Annotated in this window: 43 protein-coding genes; 9 read left to right on the forward strand and 34 right to left on the reverse strand. The window is 31.8% G+C overall.

The window, feature by feature from the left end:
* Window positions 1-8 precede the first annotated feature (8 nt).
* The 19 genes from OZJ21_RS06900 to OZJ21_RS06990 form a co-directional block, all read right to left on the reverse strand.
* Window positions 9-143: a hypothetical protein gene (locus OZJ21_RS06900; protein ID WP_255906371.1), complete on the reverse strand. Its 135-nt coding sequence runs from the start codon at window positions 141-143 to the stop codon at window positions 9-11.
* Window positions 144-581 carry a hypothetical protein gene (locus tag OZJ21_RS06905; RefSeq protein WP_268857610.1) on the reverse strand — a complete coding sequence of 146 codons (438 nt, stop codon included), beginning with the start codon at window positions 579-581 and terminating at the stop codon, window positions 144-146. It abuts the gene before it with no gap.
* A gap of 14 nt (window positions 582-595) precedes the next feature.
* Window positions 596-838, reverse strand: a complete 243-nt coding sequence (locus OZJ21_RS06910; protein ID WP_268857611.1) for a hypothetical protein — start codon at window positions 836-838, stop codon at window positions 596-598.
* Between the two features lie 602 nt (window positions 839-1,440).
* Window positions 1,441-1,677, reverse strand: coding sequence for a hypothetical protein (locus OZJ21_RS06915; protein WP_268857612.1), 237 nt, complete (start codon window positions 1,675-1,677; stop codon window positions 1,441-1,443).
* A complete protein-coding gene (locus OZJ21_RS06920; RefSeq protein WP_161022402.1) occupies window positions 1,667-1,924 on the reverse strand; it encodes a hypothetical protein in 258 nt (85 codons plus the stop codon). Before OZJ21_RS06920 ends, OZJ21_RS06915 begins: the two co-directional genes overlap by 11 nt.
* Complete coding sequence (locus OZJ21_RS06925; RefSeq protein WP_268857613.1) at window positions 1,921-2,250, reverse strand: hypothetical protein; 330 nt, start codon at window positions 2,248-2,250, stop codon at window positions 1,921-1,923. The genes OZJ21_RS06920 and OZJ21_RS06925 overlap by 4 nt, the downstream gene beginning before the upstream one ends.
* Window positions 2,251-2,282: 32 nt before the next feature.
* The gene (locus OZJ21_RS06930; protein WP_160943987.1) at window positions 2,283-2,474 is read right to left on the reverse strand and encodes a hypothetical protein; all 192 of its coding nucleotides are present in this window, start codon (window positions 2,472-2,474) and stop codon (window positions 2,283-2,285) included.
* Window positions 2,475-2,804, reverse strand: coding sequence for a hypothetical protein (locus tag OZJ21_RS06935; protein ID WP_179219561.1), 330 nt, complete (start codon window positions 2,802-2,804; stop codon window positions 2,475-2,477).
* Between the two features lie 5 nt (window positions 2,805-2,809).
* Entirely contained in the window at window positions 2,810-3,007 is a 198-nt protein-coding gene (locus tag OZJ21_RS06940) for a hypothetical protein (protein ID WP_268857614.1), read from the reverse strand.
* 1 nt (window position 3,008) lies between these two features.
* Window positions 3,009-3,185 carry a hypothetical protein gene (locus OZJ21_RS06945; RefSeq protein WP_081530515.1) on the reverse strand — a complete coding sequence of 59 codons (177 nt, stop codon included), beginning with the start codon at window positions 3,183-3,185 and terminating at the stop codon, window positions 3,009-3,011.
* Between the two features lie 40 nt (window positions 3,186-3,225).
* Window positions 3,226-3,954 carry a hypothetical protein gene (locus tag OZJ21_RS06950; RefSeq protein ID WP_268857615.1) on the reverse strand — a complete coding sequence of 243 codons (729 nt, stop codon included), beginning with the start codon at window positions 3,952-3,954 and terminating at the stop codon, window positions 3,226-3,228.
* Window positions 3,955-3,958: 4 nt separating this feature from the next.
* Window positions 3,959-4,375, reverse strand: a complete 417-nt coding sequence (locus OZJ21_RS06955) for a replication terminator protein (protein ID WP_101898160.1) — start codon at window positions 4,373-4,375, stop codon at window positions 3,959-3,961.
* Window positions 4,356-4,622 carry a hypothetical protein gene (locus tag OZJ21_RS06960; protein ID WP_268857616.1) on the reverse strand — a complete coding sequence of 89 codons (267 nt, stop codon included), beginning with the start codon at window positions 4,620-4,622 and terminating at the stop codon, window positions 4,356-4,358. The genes OZJ21_RS06955 and OZJ21_RS06960 overlap by 20 nt, the downstream gene beginning before the upstream one ends.
* A 4-nt stretch (window positions 4,623-4,626) precedes the next feature.
* On the reverse strand, window positions 4,627-4,830 hold the full coding sequence (locus OZJ21_RS06965) for a hypothetical protein (RefSeq protein ID WP_109241708.1): 204 nt from the start codon (window positions 4,828-4,830) through the stop codon (window positions 4,627-4,629).
* A gap of 2 nt (window positions 4,831-4,832) precedes the next feature.
* Window positions 4,833-5,795: a phage replisome organizer N-terminal domain-containing protein gene (locus OZJ21_RS06970; RefSeq protein ID WP_268857617.1), complete on the reverse strand. Its 963-nt coding sequence runs from the start codon at window positions 5,793-5,795 to the stop codon at window positions 4,833-4,835.
* Window positions 5,788-6,507, reverse strand: coding sequence for a putative HNHc nuclease (locus OZJ21_RS06975; RefSeq protein ID WP_268857618.1), 720 nt, complete (start codon window positions 6,505-6,507; stop codon window positions 5,788-5,790). The genes OZJ21_RS06970 and OZJ21_RS06975 overlap by 8 nt, the downstream gene beginning before the upstream one ends.
* Complete coding sequence (locus tag OZJ21_RS06980) at window positions 6,500-6,718, reverse strand: hypothetical protein (protein ID WP_268857619.1); 219 nt, start codon at window positions 6,716-6,718, stop codon at window positions 6,500-6,502. The genes OZJ21_RS06975 and OZJ21_RS06980 overlap by 8 nt, the downstream gene beginning before the upstream one ends.
* 4 nt (window positions 6,719-6,722) lie before the next feature.
* The gene (locus OZJ21_RS06985) at window positions 6,723-6,860 is read right to left on the reverse strand and encodes a hypothetical protein (protein ID WP_268857620.1); all 138 of its coding nucleotides are present in this window, start codon (window positions 6,858-6,860) and stop codon (window positions 6,723-6,725) included.
* The gene (locus OZJ21_RS06990) at window positions 6,857-7,051 is read right to left on the reverse strand and encodes a helix-turn-helix domain-containing protein (protein WP_268857621.1); all 195 of its coding nucleotides are present in this window, start codon (window positions 7,049-7,051) and stop codon (window positions 6,857-6,859) included. Before OZJ21_RS06990 ends, OZJ21_RS06985 begins: the two co-directional genes overlap by 4 nt.
* Before the next feature lie 131 nt (window positions 7,052-7,182).
* On the opposite strand from OZJ21_RS06990, the gene OZJ21_RS06995 reads away from it, so the two are divergent.
* Entirely contained in the window at window positions 7,183-7,497 is a 315-nt protein-coding gene (locus OZJ21_RS06995) for a hypothetical protein (protein ID WP_268857622.1), read from the forward strand.
* Between the two features lie 22 nt (window positions 7,498-7,519).
* On the opposite strand, the gene OZJ21_RS07000 is transcribed toward OZJ21_RS06995, so the two are convergent.
* The 4 genes from OZJ21_RS07000 to OZJ21_RS07015 all read right to left on the reverse strand — a co-directional run bounded on the left by OZJ21_RS07000 (window position 7,520) and on the right by OZJ21_RS07015 (window position 9,233).
* A complete protein-coding gene (locus tag OZJ21_RS07000) occupies window positions 7,520-7,672 on the reverse strand; it encodes a hypothetical protein (RefSeq protein WP_268857623.1) in 153 nt (50 codons plus the stop codon).
* Window positions 7,673-8,101: 429 nt separating this feature from the next.
* Entirely contained in the window at window positions 8,102-8,833 is a 732-nt protein-coding gene (locus OZJ21_RS07005) for a phage antirepressor KilAC domain-containing protein (RefSeq protein WP_268857624.1), read from the reverse strand.
* Between the two features lie 41 nt (window positions 8,834-8,874).
* Window positions 8,875-9,069, reverse strand: coding sequence for a helix-turn-helix transcriptional regulator (locus OZJ21_RS07010; RefSeq protein ID WP_187397204.1), 195 nt, complete (start codon window positions 9,067-9,069; stop codon window positions 8,875-8,877).
* 14 nt (window positions 9,070-9,083) lie between these two features.
* Complete coding sequence (locus OZJ21_RS07015; RefSeq protein ID WP_003706007.1) at window positions 9,084-9,233, reverse strand: hypothetical protein; 150 nt, start codon at window positions 9,231-9,233, stop codon at window positions 9,084-9,086.
* 394 nt (window positions 9,234-9,627) lie between these two features.
* Here OZJ21_RS07015 and OZJ21_RS07020 point away from each other — a divergent pair, with 394 nt between their 5' ends.
* From OZJ21_RS07020 to OZJ21_RS07035, 4 genes are all read left to right on the forward strand, one after another.
* A complete protein-coding gene (locus OZJ21_RS07020; protein WP_268857625.1) occupies window positions 9,628-10,407 on the forward strand; it encodes an XRE family transcriptional regulator in 780 nt (259 codons plus the stop codon).
* 35 nt (window positions 10,408-10,442) lie between these two features.
* Window positions 10,443-10,823: a hypothetical protein gene (locus tag OZJ21_RS07025; protein WP_268857626.1), complete on the forward strand. Its 381-nt coding sequence runs from the start codon at window positions 10,443-10,445 to the stop codon at window positions 10,821-10,823.
* A complete protein-coding gene (locus tag OZJ21_RS07030; protein ID WP_268857627.1) occupies window positions 10,816-11,214 on the forward strand; it encodes a hypothetical protein in 399 nt (132 codons plus the stop codon). The genes OZJ21_RS07025 and OZJ21_RS07030 overlap by 8 nt, the downstream gene beginning before the upstream one ends.
* An 83-nt stretch (window positions 11,215-11,297) precedes the next feature.
* The gene (locus tag OZJ21_RS07035; RefSeq protein WP_268857628.1) at window positions 11,298-11,684 is read left to right on the forward strand and encodes a hypothetical protein; all 387 of its coding nucleotides are present in this window, start codon (window positions 11,298-11,300) and stop codon (window positions 11,682-11,684) included.
* Here OZJ21_RS07035 and OZJ21_RS07040 read toward each other — a convergent pair.
* Window positions 11,681-11,959 carry a hypothetical protein gene (locus tag OZJ21_RS07040; protein ID WP_081510290.1) on the reverse strand — a complete coding sequence of 93 codons (279 nt, stop codon included), beginning with the start codon at window positions 11,957-11,959 and terminating at the stop codon, window positions 11,681-11,683. The genes OZJ21_RS07035 and OZJ21_RS07040 overlap by 4 nt on opposite strands.
* Window positions 11,960-11,988: 29 nt before the next feature.
* Between OZJ21_RS07040 and OZJ21_RS07045 the strand changes: the two genes are divergently transcribed.
* The 4 genes from OZJ21_RS07045 (at window position 11,989) to OZJ21_RS07060 (ending at window position 16,349) form a co-directional block, all read left to right on the forward strand.
* Window positions 11,989-12,396, forward strand: coding sequence for a hypothetical protein (locus tag OZJ21_RS07045; protein WP_081510289.1), 408 nt, complete (start codon window positions 11,989-11,991; stop codon window positions 12,394-12,396).
* A gap of 128 nt (window positions 12,397-12,524) precedes the next feature.
* Window positions 12,525-14,201 carry an AAA family ATPase gene (locus tag OZJ21_RS07050; protein ID WP_268857629.1) on the forward strand — a complete coding sequence of 559 codons (1,677 nt, stop codon included), beginning with the start codon at window positions 12,525-12,527 and terminating at the stop codon, window positions 14,199-14,201.
* A gap of 36 nt (window positions 14,202-14,237) precedes the next feature.
* Window positions 14,238-15,113 carry a DNA adenine methylase gene (locus OZJ21_RS07055; RefSeq protein WP_268857630.1) on the forward strand — a complete coding sequence of 292 codons (876 nt, stop codon included), beginning with the start codon at window positions 14,238-14,240 and terminating at the stop codon, window positions 15,111-15,113.
* A gap of 114 nt (window positions 15,114-15,227) precedes the next feature.
* On the forward strand, window positions 15,228-16,349 hold the full coding sequence (locus tag OZJ21_RS07060; protein ID WP_164479817.1) for a tyrosine-type recombinase/integrase: 1,122 nt from the start codon (window positions 15,228-15,230) through the stop codon (window positions 16,347-16,349).
* 108 nt (window positions 16,350-16,457) lie between these two features.
* Here the strand turns inward: OZJ21_RS07060 and rplS are convergent, their stop codons facing one another.
* The 10 genes from rplS to ftsY all read right to left on the reverse strand — a co-directional run bounded on the left by rplS (window position 16,458) and on the right by ftsY (window position 23,995).
* The gene (gene rplS / locus OZJ21_RS07065; RefSeq protein ID WP_003701743.1) at window positions 16,458-16,814 is read right to left on the reverse strand and encodes a 50S ribosomal protein L19; all 357 of its coding nucleotides are present in this window, start codon (window positions 16,812-16,814) and stop codon (window positions 16,458-16,460) included.
* 116 nt (window positions 16,815-16,930) lie between these two features.
* Window positions 16,931-18,361 (reverse strand): APC family permease, encoded by a 1,431-nt coding sequence (locus OZJ21_RS07070; protein ID WP_034998098.1) that lies wholly within the window; start codon window positions 18,359-18,361, stop codon window positions 16,931-16,933.
* Window positions 18,358-18,954 carry a GNAT family N-acetyltransferase gene (locus OZJ21_RS07075; protein ID WP_003705999.1) on the reverse strand — a complete coding sequence of 199 codons (597 nt, stop codon included), beginning with the start codon at window positions 18,952-18,954 and terminating at the stop codon, window positions 18,358-18,360. Before OZJ21_RS07075 ends, OZJ21_RS07070 begins: the two co-directional genes overlap by 4 nt.
* Window positions 18,941-19,693 (reverse strand): tRNA (guanosine(37)-N1)-methyltransferase TrmD, encoded by a 753-nt coding sequence (gene trmD, locus OZJ21_RS07080; RefSeq protein WP_003705998.1) that lies wholly within the window; start codon window positions 19,691-19,693, stop codon window positions 18,941-18,943. The genes OZJ21_RS07075 and trmD overlap by 14 nt, the downstream gene beginning before the upstream one ends.
* 2 nt (window positions 19,694-19,695) lie before the next feature.
* Entirely contained in the window at window positions 19,696-20,202 is a 507-nt protein-coding gene (rimM, locus tag OZJ21_RS07085; protein WP_003707967.1) for a ribosome maturation factor RimM, read from the reverse strand.
* 84 nt (window positions 20,203-20,286) lie between these two features.
* Complete coding sequence (locus tag OZJ21_RS07090; protein WP_003699990.1) at window positions 20,287-20,532, reverse strand: KH domain-containing protein; 246 nt, start codon at window positions 20,530-20,532, stop codon at window positions 20,287-20,289.
* 9 nt (window positions 20,533-20,541) lie between these two features.
* Window positions 20,542-20,817, reverse strand: a complete 276-nt coding sequence (gene rpsP, locus OZJ21_RS07095; protein WP_003699989.1) for a 30S ribosomal protein S16 — start codon at window positions 20,815-20,817, stop codon at window positions 20,542-20,544.
* A 94-nt stretch (window positions 20,818-20,911) separates the two neighbouring features.
* Window positions 20,912-22,351, reverse strand: a complete 1,440-nt coding sequence (gene ffh, locus OZJ21_RS07100) for a signal recognition particle protein (protein WP_003707969.1) — start codon at window positions 22,349-22,351, stop codon at window positions 20,912-20,914.
* A 15-nt stretch (window positions 22,352-22,366) separates the two neighbouring features.
* Window positions 22,367-22,705: a putative DNA-binding protein gene (locus OZJ21_RS07105; RefSeq protein ID WP_101897847.1), complete on the reverse strand. Its 339-nt coding sequence runs from the start codon at window positions 22,703-22,705 to the stop codon at window positions 22,367-22,369.
* Between the two features lie 18 nt (window positions 22,706-22,723).
* A complete protein-coding gene (ftsY, locus tag OZJ21_RS07110; RefSeq protein WP_160993590.1) occupies window positions 22,724-23,995 on the reverse strand; it encodes a signal recognition particle-docking protein FtsY in 1,272 nt (423 codons plus the stop codon).
* Window positions 23,996-23,997: the final 2 nt, after the last annotated feature.

Consider the following 23,997-nt stretch of genomic DNA (forward strand, 5'->3'; position numbering starts at 1 on the left):
TATTTCTCCTAAAAATTATCATCATGAATGTTAGCTATCACAGATACTTTAACTTGTGTTTCTGCTGCGTCGTGGCTTTTAGCTCGTACAATCATGTTTCTAATTACACTACCAACAGTGTATTCCACCAAATATAATTTCATCTAATCAATCCTTTCTCTTATATTTCTACAGCTAATACCTTGCTTTGCTATTAGTTTTCCTACTTCATCAGCTAGTTCTAATGCTGTCTCTGTATTTGTTCTAAGCGGTCTATGTTTAGCCATTACTTCGATCATCTCATCAATCATATATTTACACTCTTTCTCAACGCTCTTTAGATCTTGTGTCTCTTGATCATCAAATGCATGTAAGGTATCAAATTCGATAACTTTAACTTTTGATGATCCATCTCTAACGTATCCTTTAAACGTTATACCACCATGAACTGTTAGCTCGTCTTCATCGCCATCTTTCCAACTCTTAGGTAGTTCAGCATAACCATTTAAAGCTCCAAATATACTTGGAATGATAAAGTACTTATATCCTTTATATGTTCCTATCTTTGCAGGCATCGCTTCATTTGTTCCTAAATATTGCATAAATAATTACTCCCTTAATTAAAATCGCTTGGCACTATATCCCATAAACCAAGTTGATTTCCTAAAACATCAAATTTAACTTCATAAGTATTAGGTTCTAAATATCTAAGTACTACTTTCTTTGTACCTTTTTTACAAGATTCATCGGTATGATACGTTAACTTCATAAAATTAATTAGTTTTTCTTCTTCATCGATATACAATTTCATGTTTTCTATATCATCATCAGTAAATTCTATTCTATATTTCTTGGCCATGATGTCACTCCTATTATTTTATTTCTATACCGGTATAAAAGCCTTGCTATGCTCTCAATACATACGACCATCTCAAATCATGTGGATGCAAGGCGATGTTACAAGGTGTAGAAAGTGAAAATATATTATATGCGAATGAAGTCATTTCACGTCCTTTCAAATTTTATTTTTCCTTGTAACATACACCCTAGCTTACTCTCAAAAATAAGTGATCATCTCAAATCGTGTGAATCTAGGGTAGTGTCACAGTCACACACGAAGAATATAATGCACGGAGGATTAACTCCTTCCAAATTTATTTGTAACTGTAACGGTGTATTTAAAAGAAAGTCTGGTTTCGGTAGTAAATCTGCTAAGTTGCTACGGTGTAATATCGAATCAAAGAGAGGAGAGGTTTCACATCCTTTACAAAAAATTTTTGTTTGTAGCTTCCTTACATCTCTACTACCTATGACTTAGCACCCTTTGACAGATACTAAGCCTGTACTGTTTATGTCGTTATTTGTGAGATCCTGATTTACGGTTTTTGTGAATGCATACCGTTCAAATAGACATAAGCCAATATCTAACAGTTTTAAGACTTGTTAGGGTCAAATAACTACCTAAAACACGTTTATTTCTGCATTAACTAATACATCTTCATCTTCTCCGTATGTATCAGCTAATTCTTCAAGTGTACTAGCTTTTTCAGTAACACTGTTATTAGTCAAATTAACCATTGCATATCCATCTTCGACGTTACCAACAATAAGATATAAAGTATTAGTATAATCTTTGATAACATTTCCAACTTGATAAATATCTTTAAGTTCACGTCTACTATCAAAATTAATCTTCATTTTTTTGCTTCCTCCCTAAATCAATTCCAAATAACATAGCTAAAAGTATCAATTTATCTTCATCTTTTAAGCTCTGGATGATGCGATATATAATATTCAGTGCATCTTTTCTAGTTCCAAAAACATTAACCGCTGCTGATTTATCTGTACCTAAAGCTATTAAACCTACTTTATATCCTTCTTTTTTTAAAAGCTTAGATATTTCTTTTATCTGTTCTTGTATTTCTTTTGCTTTTTTTAAACTCATATTTCTACCTCTTTAATTTCAGGAGCATTTACTGTATATCCGATAAAATTAGGATTATCTACTCTGAAATTTGCTGTACTTTTTTGTTTTTTAGATTCATTGAAATAATAAACTTTGAGCCATTTATCATTAATCTCAAATGTTGAAACTTGCTTGATGTTTATTAGGTTCTCATCTTTTAAAAAGATTGTTATGCTTACTTCATCATCTGGACTTATTTCATAAACTCCTTTTAAAACTCCCATCGCTTTACTCCTTCTGTTAATTGCCAATTCATCTATTTCTTTGCAAATTTTATTAAATGCTTTTTTATTGAACTTTATCATTTGACTTAATTCTCCAATCAGTGCAATTTTTATTATTTTTGCACCGAATAATAATCATCCAGCCCATACTTTTCGACTATCTTTTCATGAAGATCTCTCATACCACGTTGATATTCATATTCTTGTCTAATCTTTAAACCTTTAATGAAACCTGCTAGATAATCACTATCCCAATATCTAGCTCGATTTCTTATCTTTTGTCTTGGCGATTGTTTTTTAATCATCTAGTTTAGCTCCTTCCAATTCTTAAAATGTTTACCAATAATTCCAATAACTTTAGTAATCACATCCAAGTTTTCATACTTAACAGTATTAGCTTTGAATGTGCATTTGCCTATAAAGTTTGGAAAAACAGAGACTGCATCGCCATTGTAGATAACTTGAACTTCATCAATGTCATCTTCATTGAAATCTGGTTCAGATTCATCATCGTAAATCTTGCCATTCTCATCAATTACAAGCACGTACAACCCGTAATTGATACGATCAAAAATGTTGGGAAATTCATTCTCTAGTTCTTCAACTAATGCTTTTGTCTTTTTATTTTCATTCATCTTCATTACCCCTTATCCGAAACATAGATTTTTCTGATTGTCCCACCTAAATCTTCAGCAACTCTTTCTGCGATATCCAATTCATCATCACTGTATATTTCTGCTTGTTGCGGCTTTTTACGAATGCTAATTGAATTTTGAGTTCTGCCACCAAAATAATAATTTCCAAGCTTGATGACATATCCGATAAATTCAATATTCATTTCATATCCCCCTAACACTATAGATTTTAATTTTAGGATTTATAACCCCACGTTTGAGATCGCTTGATAAGGTATAGACTGATGTTATCCCAATTCCAAGATACTCAGCTACTTCTTTAGCAGTACCAACAGTCAAGATTCTTTCTTTGTCGTCATAAACTATGTATGTAGCCTCCATTTGCATCACTCCTAACAGACTATTCTTACACTTCGAACAATTAAGCAAGTAATACTACTCCAGTTCCTTCTAATCGCACTTCTAAATATTTAGCAATAGTCTTGATAGCTTCAACTCGCCATAAGCCACCATCGCCTTCAAAGATTGCACCACGTGGCCCGCTTTGCATTCTAAAGATGAACTTGCTTTCTGGTTGCTCAACTTCAACGAACGTTCTATATGGTGCAAGTATTACTGGATTAGGTACCTTAATGTTTTCGGCGGTAGCAATTCCAGACTTGATTGTCACTGCTTGGCTGATACCATCATCGCCAGTGCTACGGACATTATCTTCTTTAAGGTTTCCAACTACCTTAAGCAAGATGTCTCTATCATCAGTTTTTACAAATTTTGATTGTAAGGCGATGTTAAATAACTCGATATCCATGTATAAGTCAAAAGCGAATTCTGGAATAATCGCAGTTGCTACTGCTAATAATTCTCGATCTCCATTAGGTTGTAACTTACCTTTCAATTCAACTAGCTTCTCATCAACCACATGTAAGATTAAGTCATCAAAACTATCAATGTTTGACTTGATGTAATCAACTAAACCAGATAGAGTATTTAATCTGATTGGCTCTTTAGCTTTATAAATTACTGGTTCAACTAATACTGGCTCGCCATCTTTATTGATGATGTAATTCTGGCCATTAATTTTCAATTTTCGTTCTTCAGGTCTAATACCTCGTTCTGTTAAGTAATCTAGTGCTTCTTTTGTTAAATCCATCGCTCTAACCTCTCTTTTCTTGTAAATCTATGATCTTGCTTTTCTTCTCGATATCTTCAACTTTCTCGCCTGTATCTGTTCTAACATCGCCTTGTTCATCGATATAAGTTTGACCCTTAACACCAGACTTAAGTTCACTAGCTGCGATCATTCCTGTATTCAAATCACGTCCAGTCATGATCTTAGTTGTAATTGGCGCTGCAGGAGCAAGCTTACTAGAAACATTGATTGATGCTTTAACTTCGTCATAGTCTGCATCTGGAATGAAATCCACTTTTACGATTAGACTGCGTTTCTTTGTTGGGTCTGCGTTTGGATCATTGATATTGTTGAAAATATCACTCAACTCACGTTCAATCAGTTCCTTACCTGCACCTTCTGCCAACGAATCAATGCTGAAATTAATCTTTACTTTTGCCATTTTCTTTACCTTCCTTTACTACAACTTCATCTAGAAACTTAACAAATTTTCTGATACCCACTAGATGCTTGCTTGTATCAAAGCATCGCATTGAGTCAATCTTTGGACTATATAAGACAACTAGGTCATCTTCGAATAAGTTCCCTTTATTTGCGATGAACTGTTTCAATCCATAAGTGTCATCGCTGAATTTGACTGCTGTATGCTTAGCATCAATTGGCCACTCATCTACAACTGTTCTTTCCATACTTTTACCCTACCTTTACATAATCATTCTTTAAATCAGATGGAATCACTGGCATTGGCGGTCTAATATCTGATAGACTCATCAACACTAGATATCTGTCATGTTGTTCACTTACCATGTATTGCATTCCATCTTTATCAACCAACTTGTCATATCGTTTAACAAATTGGCCTTTAGAGTCTTTAAACTCCACAACTTTCTTTCTCACTGTTACACCCTCCTCAGCAACTCATCAATTGTCGCTTCTGCCTTAGCTCTTTCAGCCCTAGACATAATTGAGTTTGACGGTTGTTTCTTACCTGCATTCTTAGCCCAGTCTGGTAATTTCTCTTTTTGAATCAATTGTCGCTGATTGCTATTTCTCTTAGGTGGTTCAAAGTTGTATTCATTTTCCCAACCAGCGTTACCAAACCAAGTAGCACCATGCTGAATGAAATTAGTTTGAGTACCTTGAACTCGAATCTCTTTGTTATAGCTCTCAATACCCCTTTCAATCGTTTCATCACTAGTCCCATTCTTGACTGCTCGTTCATAATACTTACGAGCCTTTTGCTTACCAACCTTTCTAGGATATAAAGCCCATAAGCTTTCAAATCTTTCATCCAGTTCTTTTTTAGTTGGTTTGTGAACTGAATGATGTTCCTTAGATACAGATTTTTCAGAAGTAACTTGATCGTTTTCGTCAGAAAATGATCGTATATTATTATCTATATCTTTCTCTTTATCTATATCTATATCTAAGTTACGGTTCGTTTCATCGGTGTTACATTGTAACGCTTTTTGTTCGTTAGCAATCGCTTTTTGACGTTCACGATATGCTCGAACTCTGCGAGCTGATGCACTTTCCGAGCCTACTAAGTCTGCAGTCACATCTTCTGTAAATTTAAAAGATGTATCATCAGCAAATTCAATCAAACGTTTTTGTTTTAAGAATGCTAAAACGAACTCAACGTTGATTGTTTCTTCATCTAGCACCAAAGCGATCTCTTCAGCGAAACTATCACCTACACCCGAGTAATAGATATAACCATTATTCTCAAGTGATAGTAGAATCATCTCAAGGTAGATGACCGCATATGTGTCACCCCCTGATGGTTTACGTAACATTTTCACGACTGGACTTTTCCAGAAATCCATCTGTAATTTGATCCAGAAGTATCTTTTTTCAGTCATTTTTACTCATCCCCTGTTGTTTTTGTCTTTTATATTCTTCATCGAATTCATCCATTTGTTTCTGACTCATAAGCCTTAAGCTTAAAATCCTTTTTTCGCTCAACTTGATACCATGAAAGTGGTACTTTTCAGCAAAAGCTTTAGCTCCGATGTTGTGAAACTCACTGTGATGTTTAAAACACAACATCTCAAGCCTATGATTTCTATGATCGATATGATTACGATTGTTTCCCATACCGACCGTATCTTCGTGATTTATCTGCAGTCCCTGTCTTGATCCACAAACAGTACACTGCCTATGCACCAAGCACAAAAACACACGACGTTCTGCATCGATTGTGTTTTCCATCGCTTTCGAATCGAATGGAATGTCGTATCTAAAGCAGAATTCAATCACAAAGCGAATGAATTTTGTCGCTAGTTCCTTAGTGCAATTGCTCAGTGAAAAATCTTGCTTTATATTGTATGAAAATTTAAATTTTAATCGATCTTTGACTTCTTGCTCTTCATACCCTGTATATTCTGAAATATCACGAAACAAGGCATATATTTTCTTTCTCTGAGCATTTGAAATCATGTTATGATCTGCGGGCGATGCGTTGAATTTAAGATGACCTTTCCTAAGATCTCTTTTAAATGCATCTAGATCATCGATTTCAAATTGCACTTTGGAACCAATTATTTTATTAAATTTGAGTTCATAATTATCCATCGTCATACCTACCATAGATACTTTCTAACTTTTTCAAGAATTCATATTGCTCCTGCTCTAAGTGCGGAACAGTGAACAATATGTTAATATGTATATAGAGTTGTATAGACTCCATATTCTTTAAGTTAGTAATATTTCTGATTATTTCTTTTTGATAATCAGAACTCAGCTTGATAGGTGTTGCAGCACCTATCTTTTTTATTTCCGCCACTTTCTTACCTTCTTTCATGTGTACGCACTTCTTCATCTTCATCGCCCCAATCGAAGAATGTTCCGTCTTCGATAGCATCAATCATTGGAGCTAACATAAGCCCCACTAAAATTCCTACTAAAAGTATCGATAATGCAATCATTTACCGTCATCCTTTCTGAAATAATCTAAGCTAACGTCTAAAGCATCTGCTATTTTGCACATATTTTTAAATGAAGGCTCAACACCATCTTTATAACTTTGTAATGTTGTTTGACCAATTCCTGTTAATTTACTCAATTTATATCTCGTTATGTTTTTAGATTTAAGTAATTCTTCTAACTGATTCCACACATCTACCACCACCCTATATATAGTGTTATAAAGTTTGATTACTACAATATATTGTAGTAAAATAAGTGTTAGCAAATAGACAGCCTCCTAAAAATGTTTATTTGCTAATTTATGAAGAAAGGAGCCACAATATGAAAATTAAAGGATTAGATAACGTGAACAAAAATCTGAATAATTTTACTAAGAATGTTCAAAAGTTATCTGGTACATCTAACATCTATATAACTAGCTTGTTGAATCCAAAATTCATGGCTAAATATACTTCCAATAAGTATCAATCTTTAGAAAACTTTCTAGCTGATAGTGATTTTTCAGAGATTCCATTCGAACAAATTCCTGAAAAGGATCTAGATAAATTGGTATCTAAATCAACTCCCTTTAATACTTGGAAAGATATGTTAGCTAAAGCTATGAATGAGTACGTTGCTAAAAAACTTGGCTTTTAGCCTTATCAAGGTAGATAGCATCTTAGTTATCTGCCTTTTTTAATTCATCGATCTTCTTAAGTATTTCTTCTTGAGTGTCCCCAATTTGTTGCAATGCTTCTAAAATACCTTTCAAATAATCTATGTTGTTTAATAATTCAGCTGCATCAATTTTTACTTTGATTTCTTTATCCATTTTTCATCAACCTTTCTCTTTTTCCAAATCCTATATAGATCCACGCTGCAGGCATAAGCCATACAGATGAAAATACCGTATATACACCACATATCATTTACCTCCAGTAAAAATATCCTTAATCCAACTAACCAAAACAAAAATTATTACATAAGCTATACACGCTACAATTACTGCTAGTATTGGTTCCATTAGGTCACCTCTAATTTCTTTGTTTAGATTTCCATATTAAAAATTGTTGAAAATATTCTTCTATTATCCAAATTTCATGCGTTGTTACTTCGACATACCCTTCCGAAAATCTAGATACTTTAAACTCTTTCATTCTGGCTTGATAAACCGAAGGCGAATATTTGTACTTTTTTACAAAATCTTTCTTCCGCAACATGTTATAGTATTCCACATCACTCACCTACCTTATTTTTAAATCTATGCTGTCTCATTTATCTTCATAAACTTATTGATGAAATATTGTTGTCCTTTACCAGTAACTTTTGTTGTCTTACTGATAGATACTGAACCATTACTATGTGTAATAGTTGATTCCTTAATCTTGAACAATCCCAAGTTCATGCTTCTTTGAGTTGGCATATTGTAATCTGTTCCTTTTCTACTGATGAGATAACCTTGATCTCTCATCCATTGGAACAAACGATTAGCTCCGATATTTATTCCGTTGCCACGTAAAATCTTAGCTAACTCGCCAATCAAGATTGTTGTATGGCTTGCTGCAACACTATCAGCAAATAATGCTTTAGGTTGCATTTGTTGATTTTCAAGCTTCAATTTTTCTACTTTCTTGTTGGCGATTTCTAAAGCTCGTTTCATAACCATTTCAGGGCTATTCCAAGCTTGTTCTACCTTAATAAAGTAGTCTCTGATTTCGTATCCTTTATCAGTTCCGCTCATCATGGCGATGTGCTTAGCCATTTCAATGGTTAAAGCATAGTCTTGCAACTCCTGCTTTTTACCATCTGGATAATTAGGATTGAAGGGTGTAGTTACAACTACGCCCTCAAAATCAATTCCTTTACGAAAATGCTTGAAGTTTTGTTTAGCCCATTGACTAAATCTTGTTTTAACACCTAAAACTTCATGCAAATCTCTAGCTGATACAATTTGCATATCTTCTTTTGTTTTTACTTTTATTAATTCATTCATTTTTCTTACCTCTTTCTATTTTTTCATTTTAAACCGTAATTTTATTTTAAAAAAATATATTCCAATGGAAAGCCATAAACGGAACACATTTTTTTAATCATCGCAAGTTTGACTTTACTCTCATCTTTTTCGTACTCAGACAAAGTCTGATAACTAATACCTATCTTTTCAGCAGCTTCCTTTTGTGTTAAGCCTGCATTTACTCTTGCCGCCTTTAATGTAATTTTAGGCACCATGATCAACTTCCTTTCTACTTATCTTTTTTCTTCAATTCATCTAGCTCTTTTTTTAGTTGTTCTTGTTCTTTTTTTAATTTCTTGATTTTGTTATCAAGATAAAAATCAATCATTTTGCTAACAATTACAACTGCTAAGATTACATATAATAATGCTGTATTCATAATCGTTATTATGTTATGATGAGGGTGCCACAAATTAAGGGGCAAGCCCCTTTCATTGTGGTTCAATCAGAACTTTAATGTTTTCGTCTATATCTTAGTTCTGATTTTGTTTTTTTATTTTCTAGTCTTAGTTTTTCGACTTCCAGATATTTCTTATATAGATTTAAGAATATATCTGTTATGAAGTAGATAGCTAAGGCTATTTTTATTACCTCATTCATAACTTTTTCCTTTCTTTAGTATTCGTAAAGTCCTTATCAACCTTACATGCATTATTATATTACGTTTTAAAACGTAAAACAAGTATTTTTTCGTATTTTTTTATTTTTTTTTCGCTTTTATCTGAATTTTTGTTAAAATGTATATTGTAAGTAAACTATAGGAGGTGTGTATTATGGGTAGAAATAAATTAACACCACAAGAAATTGAGTTAAAGAAAGTTGTTGCATCTAACTTAAACGAATTGTTAAATAAAACAACAAAAAAGAAAATAGATATACATAGAGAATATGGCATTCCTAATAGTAGTATCAGTGATTATTTTAAGGGAAAGAGTTTACCTTCAGAAGAAAATGTAATTAAACTTGCTAAATTTTTCAATGTTAATACCTATGATATTGATCCTAGAATGAAAGTTAGTGATTTTACTTTCAATAATGATAAGTTACGTACATCTTTGCTAACTAAATATGGGAAACTAAACGCTGAAAACAAAAAGAAAGTTGTTGATTATGCTGATAAACGACTTAAAGAACAGTTGAGAACGGAAAATAAGATCCACTCTATTGTTGAGAATGACAATACATACTATGTTGATGTTCTGGGTGCAGTTTCTGCAGGTACTGGCGAATGGTTAACAGATGAACAACACGAAGAAATAACTGTTAATAATGAGCCACCAATGCATGACTTTGCTTTACGTGTTAATGGTGATTCTATGATCCCACTATTTTCTGACGGTCAAATCATCTATGTAAATAAAATTGATGATTTAGATATGGTTAGAAATGAACAGATAGTAATTGCTGAATTGAACGGTGACGCTTTTGTTAAGAAAATCGTTTTTGATAACAACAGAAAGAGTTGCAAATTGATTTCCTTGAATAAAGAATATAAACCTATTGATGTTACTTCTGATGATGAATTTAAAATATCTGGAGTAGTAGTTATATAAAGAAAAGAGAGGATATTTAGAAAGGAAATATAAATATGGTAAAAATTAATACATTCTATGTAACCTATTTAAATAAATCGGAGCCTATCTTAACTTATGAAAAAAACGATGGACTTAATATAGATCTTCATCTCCAATTAATTGCATTAGAAATGAAAGCATATACTATTCGTTTCAAAATAACCAACAGTGACGGTGTAGAGTTACTTTCTTTTAACGGTACAGTAGATCCTACACAACTGTTTGATAAACAAGAAAATTCTAATAATGAAGCTATTGCATCAATTGCCTTCTTTGTTAAAATGTCTCAAGAAGAGTTGCTAGGTAGTTCGAGGTTAAATTTCAATGCTACAATAGAGAATGAAGTCAGTGATGTATCTATCTTCATGATGAAAAAGGAGGATAATCATGGCTGATACTGGATCTAACCAACCAATAATGCATCTCATGAAAGGGAATTCATTTAATGGAGGTGGCGAAAATATGAATAAGAAATTTGTAACTCATGATGAATTAAAAATTTCACAGTTAGAAACTCAAAATAAGTTAACTCAATTAGATAACAAGATTGACACTAAATTTAGCGAATTGAATAGTAAAATTGATAATAAATTCAATGTGCTGGATAACAAAATTGATAATCTTGAAAAAAACATCCCCATGATAATTGAAAATGCTCTATATAAAGAAAGAGAGTACCAACGAAATCAACAAAAAGAAAACAGAAGATTCTTTTGGGGAACAATTATCATTGGTGGTATCTCTGCTGTAGCTGCAATTATCAGCGCCATAGTTTCTTTTCATTGAATAAAAAATATGCTGATATTGAAATTAAGAAAAGTGATGATTTTAAAATCGTTGGTGTAGTTATCATTTAAAGGAGTGAATAAATGAAAGATATCTGGAAACAACTATTAAATACTACGCTATCATCAATTTTAGGATTTGTAATTGGTAAATTCACGTTCTTGAACTGGATAATAATTATTTTTATAATAGCTGGTTTATTTTTCTTTTTTAAGTTATGTCAACTATGTATTAGTTTCCTTAGAAAATATCATAATATGGATACTACCTTAGCTGAAACTAGATCAGATTTGAAAAATTTAAAAAACTATCTCAAGGACAAAGATGATAGAATAGCTGATTTAAAAAAATTTGAAGAATTATATTTTGAAAGTCATTCTGAATTAACATTATTGAAAAACCAGCCTATTTCTAGACTGGCTACAAATAATGATGCTAATAATGTTAATACGATTAAAGTACATAACTAACTTTTTCTTTTATAAAAGCGTGGATGATCTATGTGGAACATACCTGTTAGAGTCAATATTAAGTTATTTTTAATTTCCTCGGTTAGTTTCTCGTTAGGATATCTAAATTCACTTGGTCCTTTGGATATCTTTTCTTCCGTTTCTCTTACTGATATGTCATCATAATCCAAGCCACGTTTCAATACAATATACAAATTTATCAATTCGGCATCTGTTAAATTATTCAAGAAACTATCTATTTTCATTGGTATTGGTGCTGATTTACCTAAAAACATTTTATCACTCCAAACAGAAAGGATTTTTTATGAAATATACAGAAAAAATATCATCACTTTATATTAGAGATAACGAAAACACTACTCCAGCTTTAATAATCTCAACAAAAGAATTTCCAATAAATTATTCAATTCCAATATCAGTATACTTATTTTCATTATACTTTAACAAGGAATATTATATGAATACTAAAATTTTTAATTCTGAAAATGAATTACTACTAAATTCAGATACTCCTCCGTTCATTTTAAAAAGAGACGATATTAGTGAAGATAAATTAATGGACAATACATTATATTCAAGCGGTTTTGATCTTCAAACAGCTCAACTAAATATTTTTCGTTCTGAAGATTTTAGAATAGAAATCTCTTTATTATCATCTGGAGCCGTTTTGGATACTATTACAACGTATTTTATGAGCAAGTTAAGTTCTTAAAATTATTGGATTGGTTGTGATTTAGAAACTGCTGACTTTAACGACAGCGTTTTAGATTGAGATATATGACCAATTGATTTGATGTCGTTAAAAGCTAATCTCAAAGATATTTTAAGGAGTTATTTTATATGTGGATAAATAAATTAACTTTACATGATTATAGAGCTTTCCAAAAAGAGTGTACTATAGAACTAGGAAAAAATATCACTGTTATAGCTGGTATGAATGGAATAGGCAAATCTACCATTTTAGCTGTTTTAACTAATGTCGGTGAACTAAAGGGGCAAAAAACTATAAATGGTTCGATTTTTCGTGGTGATTTTGCTGATATCATCATGTATGATGAAAAATTTGATACAACTGGTGATAAGGCTATCGTCTATTTTAGTGATTTACCTGCAAATTTAGAAAAATATAAAGCGGCAGAACAAATCAATTTTAGAGCTAGTAGACATAAAGCTTCAAAAAAAGAAGTTAAGTATAAAAAAATAAGTAATTCTAATTCTTATTCTAGAATAAGTAAAGAAATTAACTACACAAGATATAGACTTATCCCTAAAAGAATAGATAATAGTAGTACCGCAAAAGTAATATGGCCATCATTATATTTAGGTTTATCTAGATTAGCTCCTATTGGAGAATATGATTCAGCAAATACTAAAAATATTCCTAAAAGTATCTCTGATGAAATCTTAAAAGTACATTCAGAAATTCTATCTGAAGATTTCGAATTAGATACTACTACTATGTTAAATGTCGATGTTGGAATTAAACATGCAAAAGCGACTATCAATTCTCAAAATTATGGATATGCTTCAAATTCAAATGGTCAAGATAATACTGGTCAGATCATAGAAAGTGTCTTATCATTTCAAATTTTAAAAGATAAGCTAGGAGATGACTATATTGGCGGTATCTTAGCAATAGATGAATTAGATGCGAGCCTACATCCAGCTGCTCAAAATAAACTTTTTGATTGGCTTTTACAAAAATCATTATCTTTAAATTTACAAATTGTTTTTACAACTCATAGCCTTACTTTACTTGAACATATCAGCGATTCACGCTCTAAATATGGAAATGTTGTTGTTAATTATTTACGTTGCTTCACTCCTGGTATCATAAAAATCACCAAGAACCCTGTTAAACAGTTCTATAGAAATGATCTTAAAGAAACTTATTTAAAAACTCTTTCTGAATCTCAACATGTTTCAGTCTATACTGAAGATGAAATATCTAGAATGTTTTTAAATAAAATTATATCAATGATGCAAATGGAAAAGGATTTTTCTAATATGAGGTTCTTTGATTTTAATATTAGTTGGAACTCTTTAATAGCATTAGCTAATGAAGATTATAGAACTTTTGAGACACATTTATTTATACTTGATCCTGATTTAAATTTAGAAAATGATGATTCAAGTTTAAAAGAATATATTGGTAAGAGAAAGATTATTAATTTTAAAGTTAATAACCCAATGTCAAATGTTTTTATCCTACCTGGAAATACTTCCATAGAGAAGATGATGTGGGAATATGTGAATAATCTTGATGGAGAGCATGAACTCTTTGATGACACCTATCTTAGTAATGCAGGTATTAATCCTAGAACTATTAAAAGTATGAACATCCGACAAGATGGTGATAAAAATTTTTATAAACATTGGTTTAAAGATAACAGTAACTATATTGAATATTTTATGAAATATTGGATTAATGATCATAGTAATGAAGTGAAAAAATTCTGTCACATCTTAAAGAAATCATATGATAGAATTATTAATAGTTTAGGAGATAACAGTTAATTGCAATTTCTGTTATTTCTCTGAGAGGTGATAGTTATGCCAATAACAAAATCTCCACTGCGTTATCCAGGAGGTAAAACACAGTTATCAAGGTATGTAAAACATCTATTAGATATTAATAATGTCCACAATACCTATATCGAACCCTTTGCTGGTGGCTTTGGAGTAGCACTTGAATTATTATTTAATAATGATGTAGAACAAATTGTTATGAATGATTTCGATCCATCAATCTACTCTATCTGGAATATGATTCTAAACAATAGAGATGAATTTATAAGTCTTATCAAGAATACGCCTATAACTATAGAAGAATGGTTTTATCAAAAAGATATAAGAAACAAATTGAAAAATGATTCAAATTCTATAGAAAATGCATTTGCAACTTTTTTTCTAAATAGGACTAATGTGAGTGGTATTATTAGCGCTGGCCCAATCGGTGGACTAAAGCAACAAGGAAAATATAAGATAGATTGTCGATTTAATAAAGAAAAATTGATAGATAAAATAAATAGAATATATGATTTTAGAGATAGAATTATATTATTTAATTTGGATGCAAATAATTTTATAAAATACGAACTACCTAATTTTTCAAATAATGATACTTTTATATTTTATGATCCTCCATATTTTAAACAAGGGCAAAACCTTTATTTATCCTTTATTAATGAAAAAGAACATGATATTTTATCTCAAAATATTATTTCTTATTCTAAAGATTACAAATGGATCGTTACTTACGATACTGAAAGTGAGATTTATGACTTATATGCTCCATATGTTCAATCATATGGCTATAATCTTCATTACTATGCAAATAAAAAAAGACTGGCCAAAGAATTTTTATTCGCAAATAATAATACTATTGTTGAGTCATTTGGTAATGTAAATTTAGTCAGTTTAAATTAAATTTCTTTTACTATTATCTTAATAATAAGAACTATTTATAACTAACCCGTCAAAAAAATCGACGGGTTTAAAAATACTATAAAAAGAACATACATTCTGATGGAGATGATTAATATGTATTTTCAAAAAAGAAATGACGTCTATAGATATTATGAACGTTATATAGATCCATATACACAAAAAAGAAAAACTGTAAGTATTACTTTATCTAGTAATTCAAAACAAGCACAAAATAAAGCTATGAGATTACTTAACGAAAAAATAAGGAACAAAACGGCTTTAGCTAACGATAATATTATTGAAGGTAAAACATTAGCTAATCTGTTTGATGAATGGTTTCTAATATATAAACAACAAGTTAGAAGGACCACTTATTTGGCAACAGTTGCAAATATCCAAACTCTATTAGGTGTCATCAATAAAGATACTTTATTATCTCAGCTTGATTCATCAATTTTAAGTCGTTCATTTGATGATCTGCTATTCAAACATGATTTATCAGCTAAATACGTTTCCATCATAAAAAGTAAGCTAAATCTGGCCATTAAATTTGCCATAAAGCAAAATTATTTAAAAGATAATCCATTGGATAAAGTTGAACTTTCACCTAAAAAATCTAATCATGGTACTAAAATAAAGGATAAATTTTTGGAAAAGGATGAGTTGACTAAACTCTTTGATTATATTCAAAAAAAGCACCCTAATTACGCTCCAATTTTTCAATGGCTATATTTAACTGGTATGCGAGCTGGTGAGGCTCTAGCGTTAGATATGGATGATATTGAATACATTAACAATCAATATGTAGTACATGTAACTGGAACATTAGAATATAAAAAAGTTAGTGTTACTGAACAGCACAAAACAGATACAACTAAAACTGCCGCTGGAATTAGAGATATAGACTTATCATCACAAGCAGTTGAAATTTACCAAAAACAATTAGATAAATACGAATCTGGTTTTTTATTTCAAACTGCTAACGGAACCCCTTATCAAATATCTTCTTTGAATACAATTTTAAGAAATGCTAAAGATAAACTAGGCATTGACAAAAGATTATCCACTCATACATTTAGACACACTCATGTTTCAATGCTAGCTGCTTTAGGAGTGCCGTTCTATGTTATTCAAGATAGAGTTGGTCATGAAAATTCTAAGATGTTAGAACAAATTTATTTGCATGTTACCAAAGAGGCCAAGTTAAATTTAAACTCCCAATTAGAGAAACTTTGAAAAAGTGCTACCATTTTGCTACCATTTATTATTTCTCAACTAAAAATGACTCTCTTTCAAAAAATGCATAAAAAAAGAAACCCTGCAACAGCAAGGTTTCTAACGTTTTTAGCCACGGCGACGTTCTGGAATACGAGCTGCTTTACCGTGTAATGCACGTAAGTAGTATAACTTAGCACGACGTACACGACCGTGACGAGTAACTTCAATTTTATCAACACGTGGTGTATGTAATGGGAAAGTACGTTCAACACCAATACCGTTACTAATCTTACGAACAGTATATGTTTCACTGATACCTTCACCACGACGCTTAATAACTACACCTTCAAAAATTTGGATACGTTCACGTGAACCTTCAACGATTCGAGCATGAACACGTACTGAATCACCAGCACGGAAATCTGGAATATCATTACGTAATTGAGATTCCGTAATCTTTGCGATTAATGGATTTACTGACATTAAAATCTTTCCTTTCACCGACATTCATGTCCAGTTGCAGCGGAATATCGTTATTATATGGCAAATAAGCCAATTAATAAAATACCATAATTTACTATAAAAGTAAAGAACAAATTTTATTTTTTATTCAAATTTGAATGATGCATTCCATATACAAAATAAATAATAATACCTATTATAAACCAAACCAACATTAGTAGTTTTGCATCAATATTTAAATTCCAAAATATTATAATTGACACTAATGCCGAAATAGCTGGTAACAAAGGATATCCTGGCATTTTAAATTTAGCTTCAGGTAGATCAATTCCTTCTCTCTTTCTCAGAGCATAAATCCCTATTGAAACAAAAATAAATGCCACTAAAGTTCCCGCTGATACTAATGTTGCAAGAAAATCGAATGGAAAAAAGGACGCTAATATTAATGCACCTAATGAAATTGACCATAAAGCATTCTTAGGAACATGTTTAGTATTAATTTTTCCTAATTTTGGAGATAAAAGCCCGTCTCTACCAAATGAATAAATTAACCTAGATGAAGCCAATAAAATACCTATTAAAGCAGAAAATATACCTATTATAGCTACCAGAGATAATAAATTTGCTGTAAAATAATGTCCTGCTTTTCTTAATGCGAAAGCTGCTGGTTCAGCATTACCAGCATAAATACTATACTTAAACATTCCGACTAATACTAGGGAAACTAGTACAAAAAATCCTGTTCCTAAAAATAGAGTCCCTAATAATCCCTTAGGCATTGTTTTCTGTGGATTAATAGTTTCAGCTGTATTTGCTGCAATAGCATCAAAACCAACATAAGCAATGAATATTTGTGATGCACCTGCTAAAATACCCGTTAAGCCACCAAAATGAGTTCCAGCTTTATGAGCAGGAATAAATGGAACATAATTATCAGGATGGATAGCCGTTGCTCCCACTGCAATAAAAATAATAATTACTATTAATTTTAGCATTACTATTCCATTTTCTATCCTAGCAACTTGCTTTACACCTTTTGACAATAAGACAGTAACTAACAAAATTGCAAAAGCCGCTAAAACGTCAAAAATCTGTCCAGTATTAGGATTAAATCCCCCACTAAGAGCTACTGGCAAATAAATACCCATACTTTTTAAAAATCCTTGCATATAAGCAGACCAACCTGAAGCAACAAACGCTACAGAAATAAAATATTCTGCTAATAACGCCCAGCCTGCAACCCAGCCAAAGAATTCCCCAAAGAGTACGCTTATCCATGAAAAAGCAGATCCAGCAAATGGCAAAACAGAAGCCATCTCGGCATAAGCAAGTGCCGAAAGTCCAGCACCTATTGCTCCTATAATAAATGCCAACGGAACAGCAGGACCTGTATATTCAGCAGCTACAATACCTGGTAAAGTGAATATGGCAGTACCTACTACCATTCCAGTTCCCAAACCAATTAAATCTAGAGTTCTTAAACTAGGACTTAATTTTGAATCTTTCGCTGCATATAGTTTAGGATTTTGCTTTTGCGTTATTTTTTTCAAAAATATTTTCTTATTCAAGATATTAACTCCTCAAAAGTAAATTTTTCCAATAATTTAGAAATTTCTATCACTTTTCCAGGATTAAGATTATGTTCTCCTAAAGATTTTTCCATCCAACTCATATCAAACCATTCATCAAATTTATATCCACTGTTATGGAAGGTTCCTACATGTCTGTAGCCTAATTTTTCATGAAATAAGATACTTCCTTTGGTTACATACTTGCTTTCTTCACTTGGATTAGTTATACAAGCATTTACATTTAAAATACCTTGCTTCTTTAAAAGATTCTCCAAAGCTTTATATAATTGCAAACCTAACCCTTTACCTCTACTATTTTCATCAACATATATAGATGTTTCTACGGACCAATCATACGCTTCTCTATTTTTAAAAGTGTTAGCATAGGCATATCCCATAATTTTACCATCTATTTCTGCTACTATATAAGGATACTTTTTTACTATACTAGCTATCCTGTTTTTAAACTCTTCTAATGTTGGCACCGTATATTCAAAAGTAATAGCTGTATTTTCCACATATGGGCGATAAATTTGCAAAATTCTTTCAGCATCATTTAAATTAACCAATCTAATTTTAGCCTTTTCCATGAATTTCCACATCCTTATCCCGTTCAAATTCTCTTAACCATTCTTTTTCCTTATCAGAAAATTCATAATTTTCCAGCAAATCTGGTCTTCTTTGATAAGTTCTCCTTAAAGATTCTTTTTTTCTCCATTCAGCAATCTTTTGATGATTCCCACTCAATAAAACTTCTGGGACTTCCATTCCTCTAAAATTAGATGGTCTTGTATATTGAGGATATTCCAACAATCCCATTGAAAAAGAATCACCTGAAGCCGATTCATTGTTTCCCAAGACATCTGGTAACAATCTTACGGTAGCATCAATAACTACCATTGCACCGAGTTCGCCACCAGTAAGGACAAAATCACCTAATGAAATTTCATCTGTAACCTTTGCTCGTATTCTCTCATCATATCCTTCATAATGCCCACATATAAAAGTTAAATGATCTTCTTTAGATAGCTCTTCAGCAACACTCTGATCAAATTTTCTTCCAGCTGGATCAAGTAAAATAACTCTACCTAAGTTACCATTTTTCTCTTCAATATTATCTAAAGCATCATAGATTGGCTGTGCTTGCAACAGCATTCCAGCTCCTCCACCGTATGGATAATCATCTACATGATTTTGTTTATTAGTAGTAAAATCCCTAAAATTTGTTACTTCTATGTCTAAAATATCTTTTTCTACTGCCTTACCAACAATTGATTCTGTCAAAGGGCCAAACATTTCTGGAAATAAACTTAAAATATCTATCTTCATTTTTAATCCAACCCATCTAATAATTCAATAATCACTTTATTTTGTTCTAAATCAATTTTTTTAATTACATCTTTAATAGCTGGTAATAAAAGATCACTTGATCCCTTACGTTTGACTACCCAAACATCATTAGCTCCAGGAGACATTATTTCTTTTATTACTCCTATATAGTTATTATCCTCACTAAAGACATCTAAACCTATAATTTGATGATGATAATAATTACCATCAGATAAACTTTCTTGCTGTTCTTCAGAAATTTCTAGTGTCTTTCCCTTTAAATTTTCTACTAGATTAATATTTTCCAACCCTTTAAAAGTTATCATTTCAAATTGTTTATGGGTTCTATAACTTTTAATTTCATAACTATTAATCTTTCCATTGTCTCTAATGTATAATATGTTTCCTGGCTTAAATCTGTCTTCAGGAAAGTCCGTCTTACTAATAATTTTTAGTTCACCTTTAATACCATGTGTATTTACAATTTTTCCAACTTCATAATAATTCATTAACTCATCTCCTTAAAAATTAATAAAAACCTCAAAACAAGGTATGTACACTCCTTATTTTGAGGTTTCTTAACTTTATACTAATCAATCCACGATATTTAAGCGTACTTTAAGATTATTATCAAGTCTAATGCCGTAAACAATATTTCTAATAGCCTGAGCTATTCTTCCATGTTTACCAATCACACGACCAACATCTTCTTTTGAAACACTTAAATTAAAGTTTAAAAAATAATCATCCTGTTCAGTTTCTATTTTAACCTCATCAGGCTCAGCAACTAAAGGTTGAACAATCGTTAGAATTAATTGTTTAACATCTGTTTCTGTCATTTCTTAACCTTATTTCTTAGAAAATTTAGCTTCATGGAATTTCTTCATAACACCGTTACGTGAAAGAATGTTACGTACTGTATCAGATGGTTGAGCACCATTGTTTAACCAGTTCATAACCTTTTCTTCTTTAAGAGTAACTGTTTCTGGATCTGTTAATGGGTTGTAAGTACCAACTGTTTCGATGAAACGACCATCACGTGGAGAACGTGAGTCTGCCACAACGATACGGTAGAAAGGACGCTTCTTAGAACCCATACGCTTTAAACGAATCTTTACTGACATTAAATTTCCACCTCCTATTATTATCTCAACGTTTAATAATATACCAGTTATTTTGTCTGGTGTAAAGGAAAATTTCTTGACAGACTAAATTTTTTTATTTCCCTTTTCTTTTAAGTAGTTTTTTCAGCTTCTTTTGCTTTAATTTCTTATTTTTTCTAATCATTCTATTCATTGACATCTTAGCCAACTTACCTTGCATACCTCCACCTAAAAGGCCTTCCATACCTGAGAAGTTACCATTTGACATCTTTTTCATCATATCTTGCATTTGCTTAAACTGCTTTATCATGCGATTAACTTCCTGGATTGGTCTACCAGATCCAGCAGCTATACGGCGACGACGACTAGGATTCAATAAATCTGGATTTTCTCTTTCTTGTGGTGTCATTGAGTATACTATCGCTTTAGTGTGTTCAATGTCCTTAGGATCTACTTTCAAATTCTTCAGTGCAGGATTGTTAGCCATTCCTGGAATCATCTTTATAATATCTTCCATCGGTCCCATATTTTGAACTTGTTCCATCTGAATCAAGAAATCATTAAAATCAAAATTGTTCTCTCTCATCTTTTCTGCAAGTTCTTCTGCTTGTTTTTGATCATATTCTTGCTGTGCCTTCTCAATTAAGGTAAGCATATCACCCATTCCAAGAATACGAGAAGCCATTCTGTCAGGATAAAATACATCTAAATCCGTCATTTTTTCACCCTGACCAATAAATTTAATTGGTTTTCCAGTAACAGCTCTTATTGAAAGTGCAGCCCCACCACGAGTATCACCATCTAGCTTAGTTAGAACAACCCCTGTTACATCAAGTTGATCATTAAAACCTTTAGCAACTTCAACCGCATTCTGACCAGTCATCGCATCAACTGTTAATAGAATTTCATCTGGCTGTGCTAATTCTTTAATACTAGATAACTCCTGCATTAACTTTTCATCAATTTGTAAACGACCAGCGGTATCGATAATAACGTAATCATTTTTCTTGTCTTTAGCTTCTTCAAGACCTTGTCGTACAATCTCTACTGGATCAACATCAACACCTAATGAAAATACAGGAACATCAATATCTTTTCCTAATATTTTCAATTGGTCAATAGCAGCAGGTCTATATACGTCAGCTGCAATCATAAAAGGTCGTGCATTTTTTTCTTTTTTTAACTTGTTTGCTAACTTTGAAGCTGTAGTTGTCTTACCAGCACCCTGTAAACCTACCATCATAATAATTGTTGGAATTTTAGCTGATTTATTTAGGGGAGCGGCTTCCTCACCCATAACTTTCACTAATTCTTCATTAACAATCTTTACAATTTGTTGCGCGGGTGTAAGACTTTCTAATACTTCTGCTCCAATAGCTCTACTTCTAACGGTCTTTACAAAATCTTTAACAACTTTAAAATTTACATCGGCTTCAAGTAAAGCTAAACGAATTTCTCGCATAACTTCCTTGACATCAGATTCACTAATTTTACCTTTTCGTCTAAGTTTTCCAATTGCGTTTTGTAAACGTTCTGTTAAACCTTCAAATGCCACAATGGCCACCTACCTTTATTCTTCTAAACTTTCTAAACGATTAATTTTCGTTAATAATTCTTTGTCATATGCATAATTTTCTTCAACATACTTCAATAAATTATCTAGTTCCTCACTTTGTAGTTGGAAGTTCCTATATAAATGTAATTTACTCTCGTACTCTTCCAATATCTTTTCTGTTCTTCTTATATTATCATATACAGCTTGCCTTGAAACTTCATAATTTTCAGCAATTTCACCTAAAGAATAGTCATCTCGATAATACAATCCTATGTAGGTCATTTGTTTAGGCGTTAGCAATGGTTCATAAAAATCAAATAAAGCATTAATTCTATTAGTTTTTTCAATCGCCACTATATTTTCACCTACCTACTATTTACTTGGAGTAACTAACCCTTTGAATAATCCTACGACATATTCTTCTGGACTGAAATCACGTAAATCATCCATTTTTTCACCTAATCCCACTAATTTTACAGGTAAGTGTAATTCATTTCTTATTGCAAGTACAATACCACCTTTAGCAGTTCCATCTAATTTAGTTAGAACTATCCCTGTAACATTAGTAACATCTTTAAATTGCTTTGCTTGTGTTAAAGCATTTTGTCCTGTTGTAGCATCTAAAGCCAATAAAACTTCATGTGGTGCATCTGGAATTTCTCTTGTTATGACTCTAGCAATCTTTTCTAATTCTTTCATTAAGTTAACTTTATTCTGTAAACGACCAGCAGTATCAACTAATAAAATGTCATAGTCTTCTTCTTTAGCTTTCTTTACTGCATCAAATACTACAGCAGCAGGATCACTCTTTTCAACTTTTTTTACAACTGTTACACCTACACGTCGTCCCCATTCAGCTAACTGTTCAATTGCCCCAGCACGGAAAGTATCTGCTGCAGCTAGCATTACTTTTTTTCCTTCCATTTTATAACGATGGGCTAGTTTACCAATAGTTGTTGTCTTACCCACACCATTAACACCTACGAAAAGAAAAACTGTTGGTCCCTCGCTAGAAAAGTGTAAATTATTATCTTCCTCTTTTCCTTCGTTTTCGTAAATTTCAACAAGCTTTTCAATAATTGCATCAGAAATCTCATTTTTCTTTTTTGCATTTCTCAATTTAACTTCTTGTCTTAATTCATCGCTAATCTTCATAGCTGTTTCAAAGCCTACATCTGCTTCTATTAAAGTTTCTTCTAATTCTTCAAAGAAATCTTCATCTACATGTCTAAAATTAGCTAACAATGAATTTATCATTGCGCCAAAACCTTTTCGTGATTTTTCTAACCCTTTATCATAACGCTCTTCTTCATCACTTGAGACTTCTTCTTCAACTTTCAAGCTATCATTTTGTTCACTTGAATCATTCGAATTCTCTTCTTCAACAAATTCGCTATTATCTCCGTTTAAATCTAAGATTTCATCATTATTTTCTTCAGATTCATCACTATTTTTTTCTTGTGAATCAACACTTTGGTCAACATCTTCACTTGTTTTTTCTTCAAAAACTACATTACTATCTGAATCAGATGAGTTTTCTTCGCTCTTCATACTCTCTTCATCGTTATCAACAGTTTCTTGTTTTATTTTTTCTTCATCATCTTGACTAGAAAAAGCTTTTCTTATCCTATCAAAAAGTCCCATAT

This window comes from Ligilactobacillus sp. UO.C109 (genome assembly GCF_026847815.1).
Classification (GTDB): Bacteria; Bacillota; Bacilli; order Lactobacillales; family Lactobacillaceae; genus Ligilactobacillus; species Ligilactobacillus salivarius.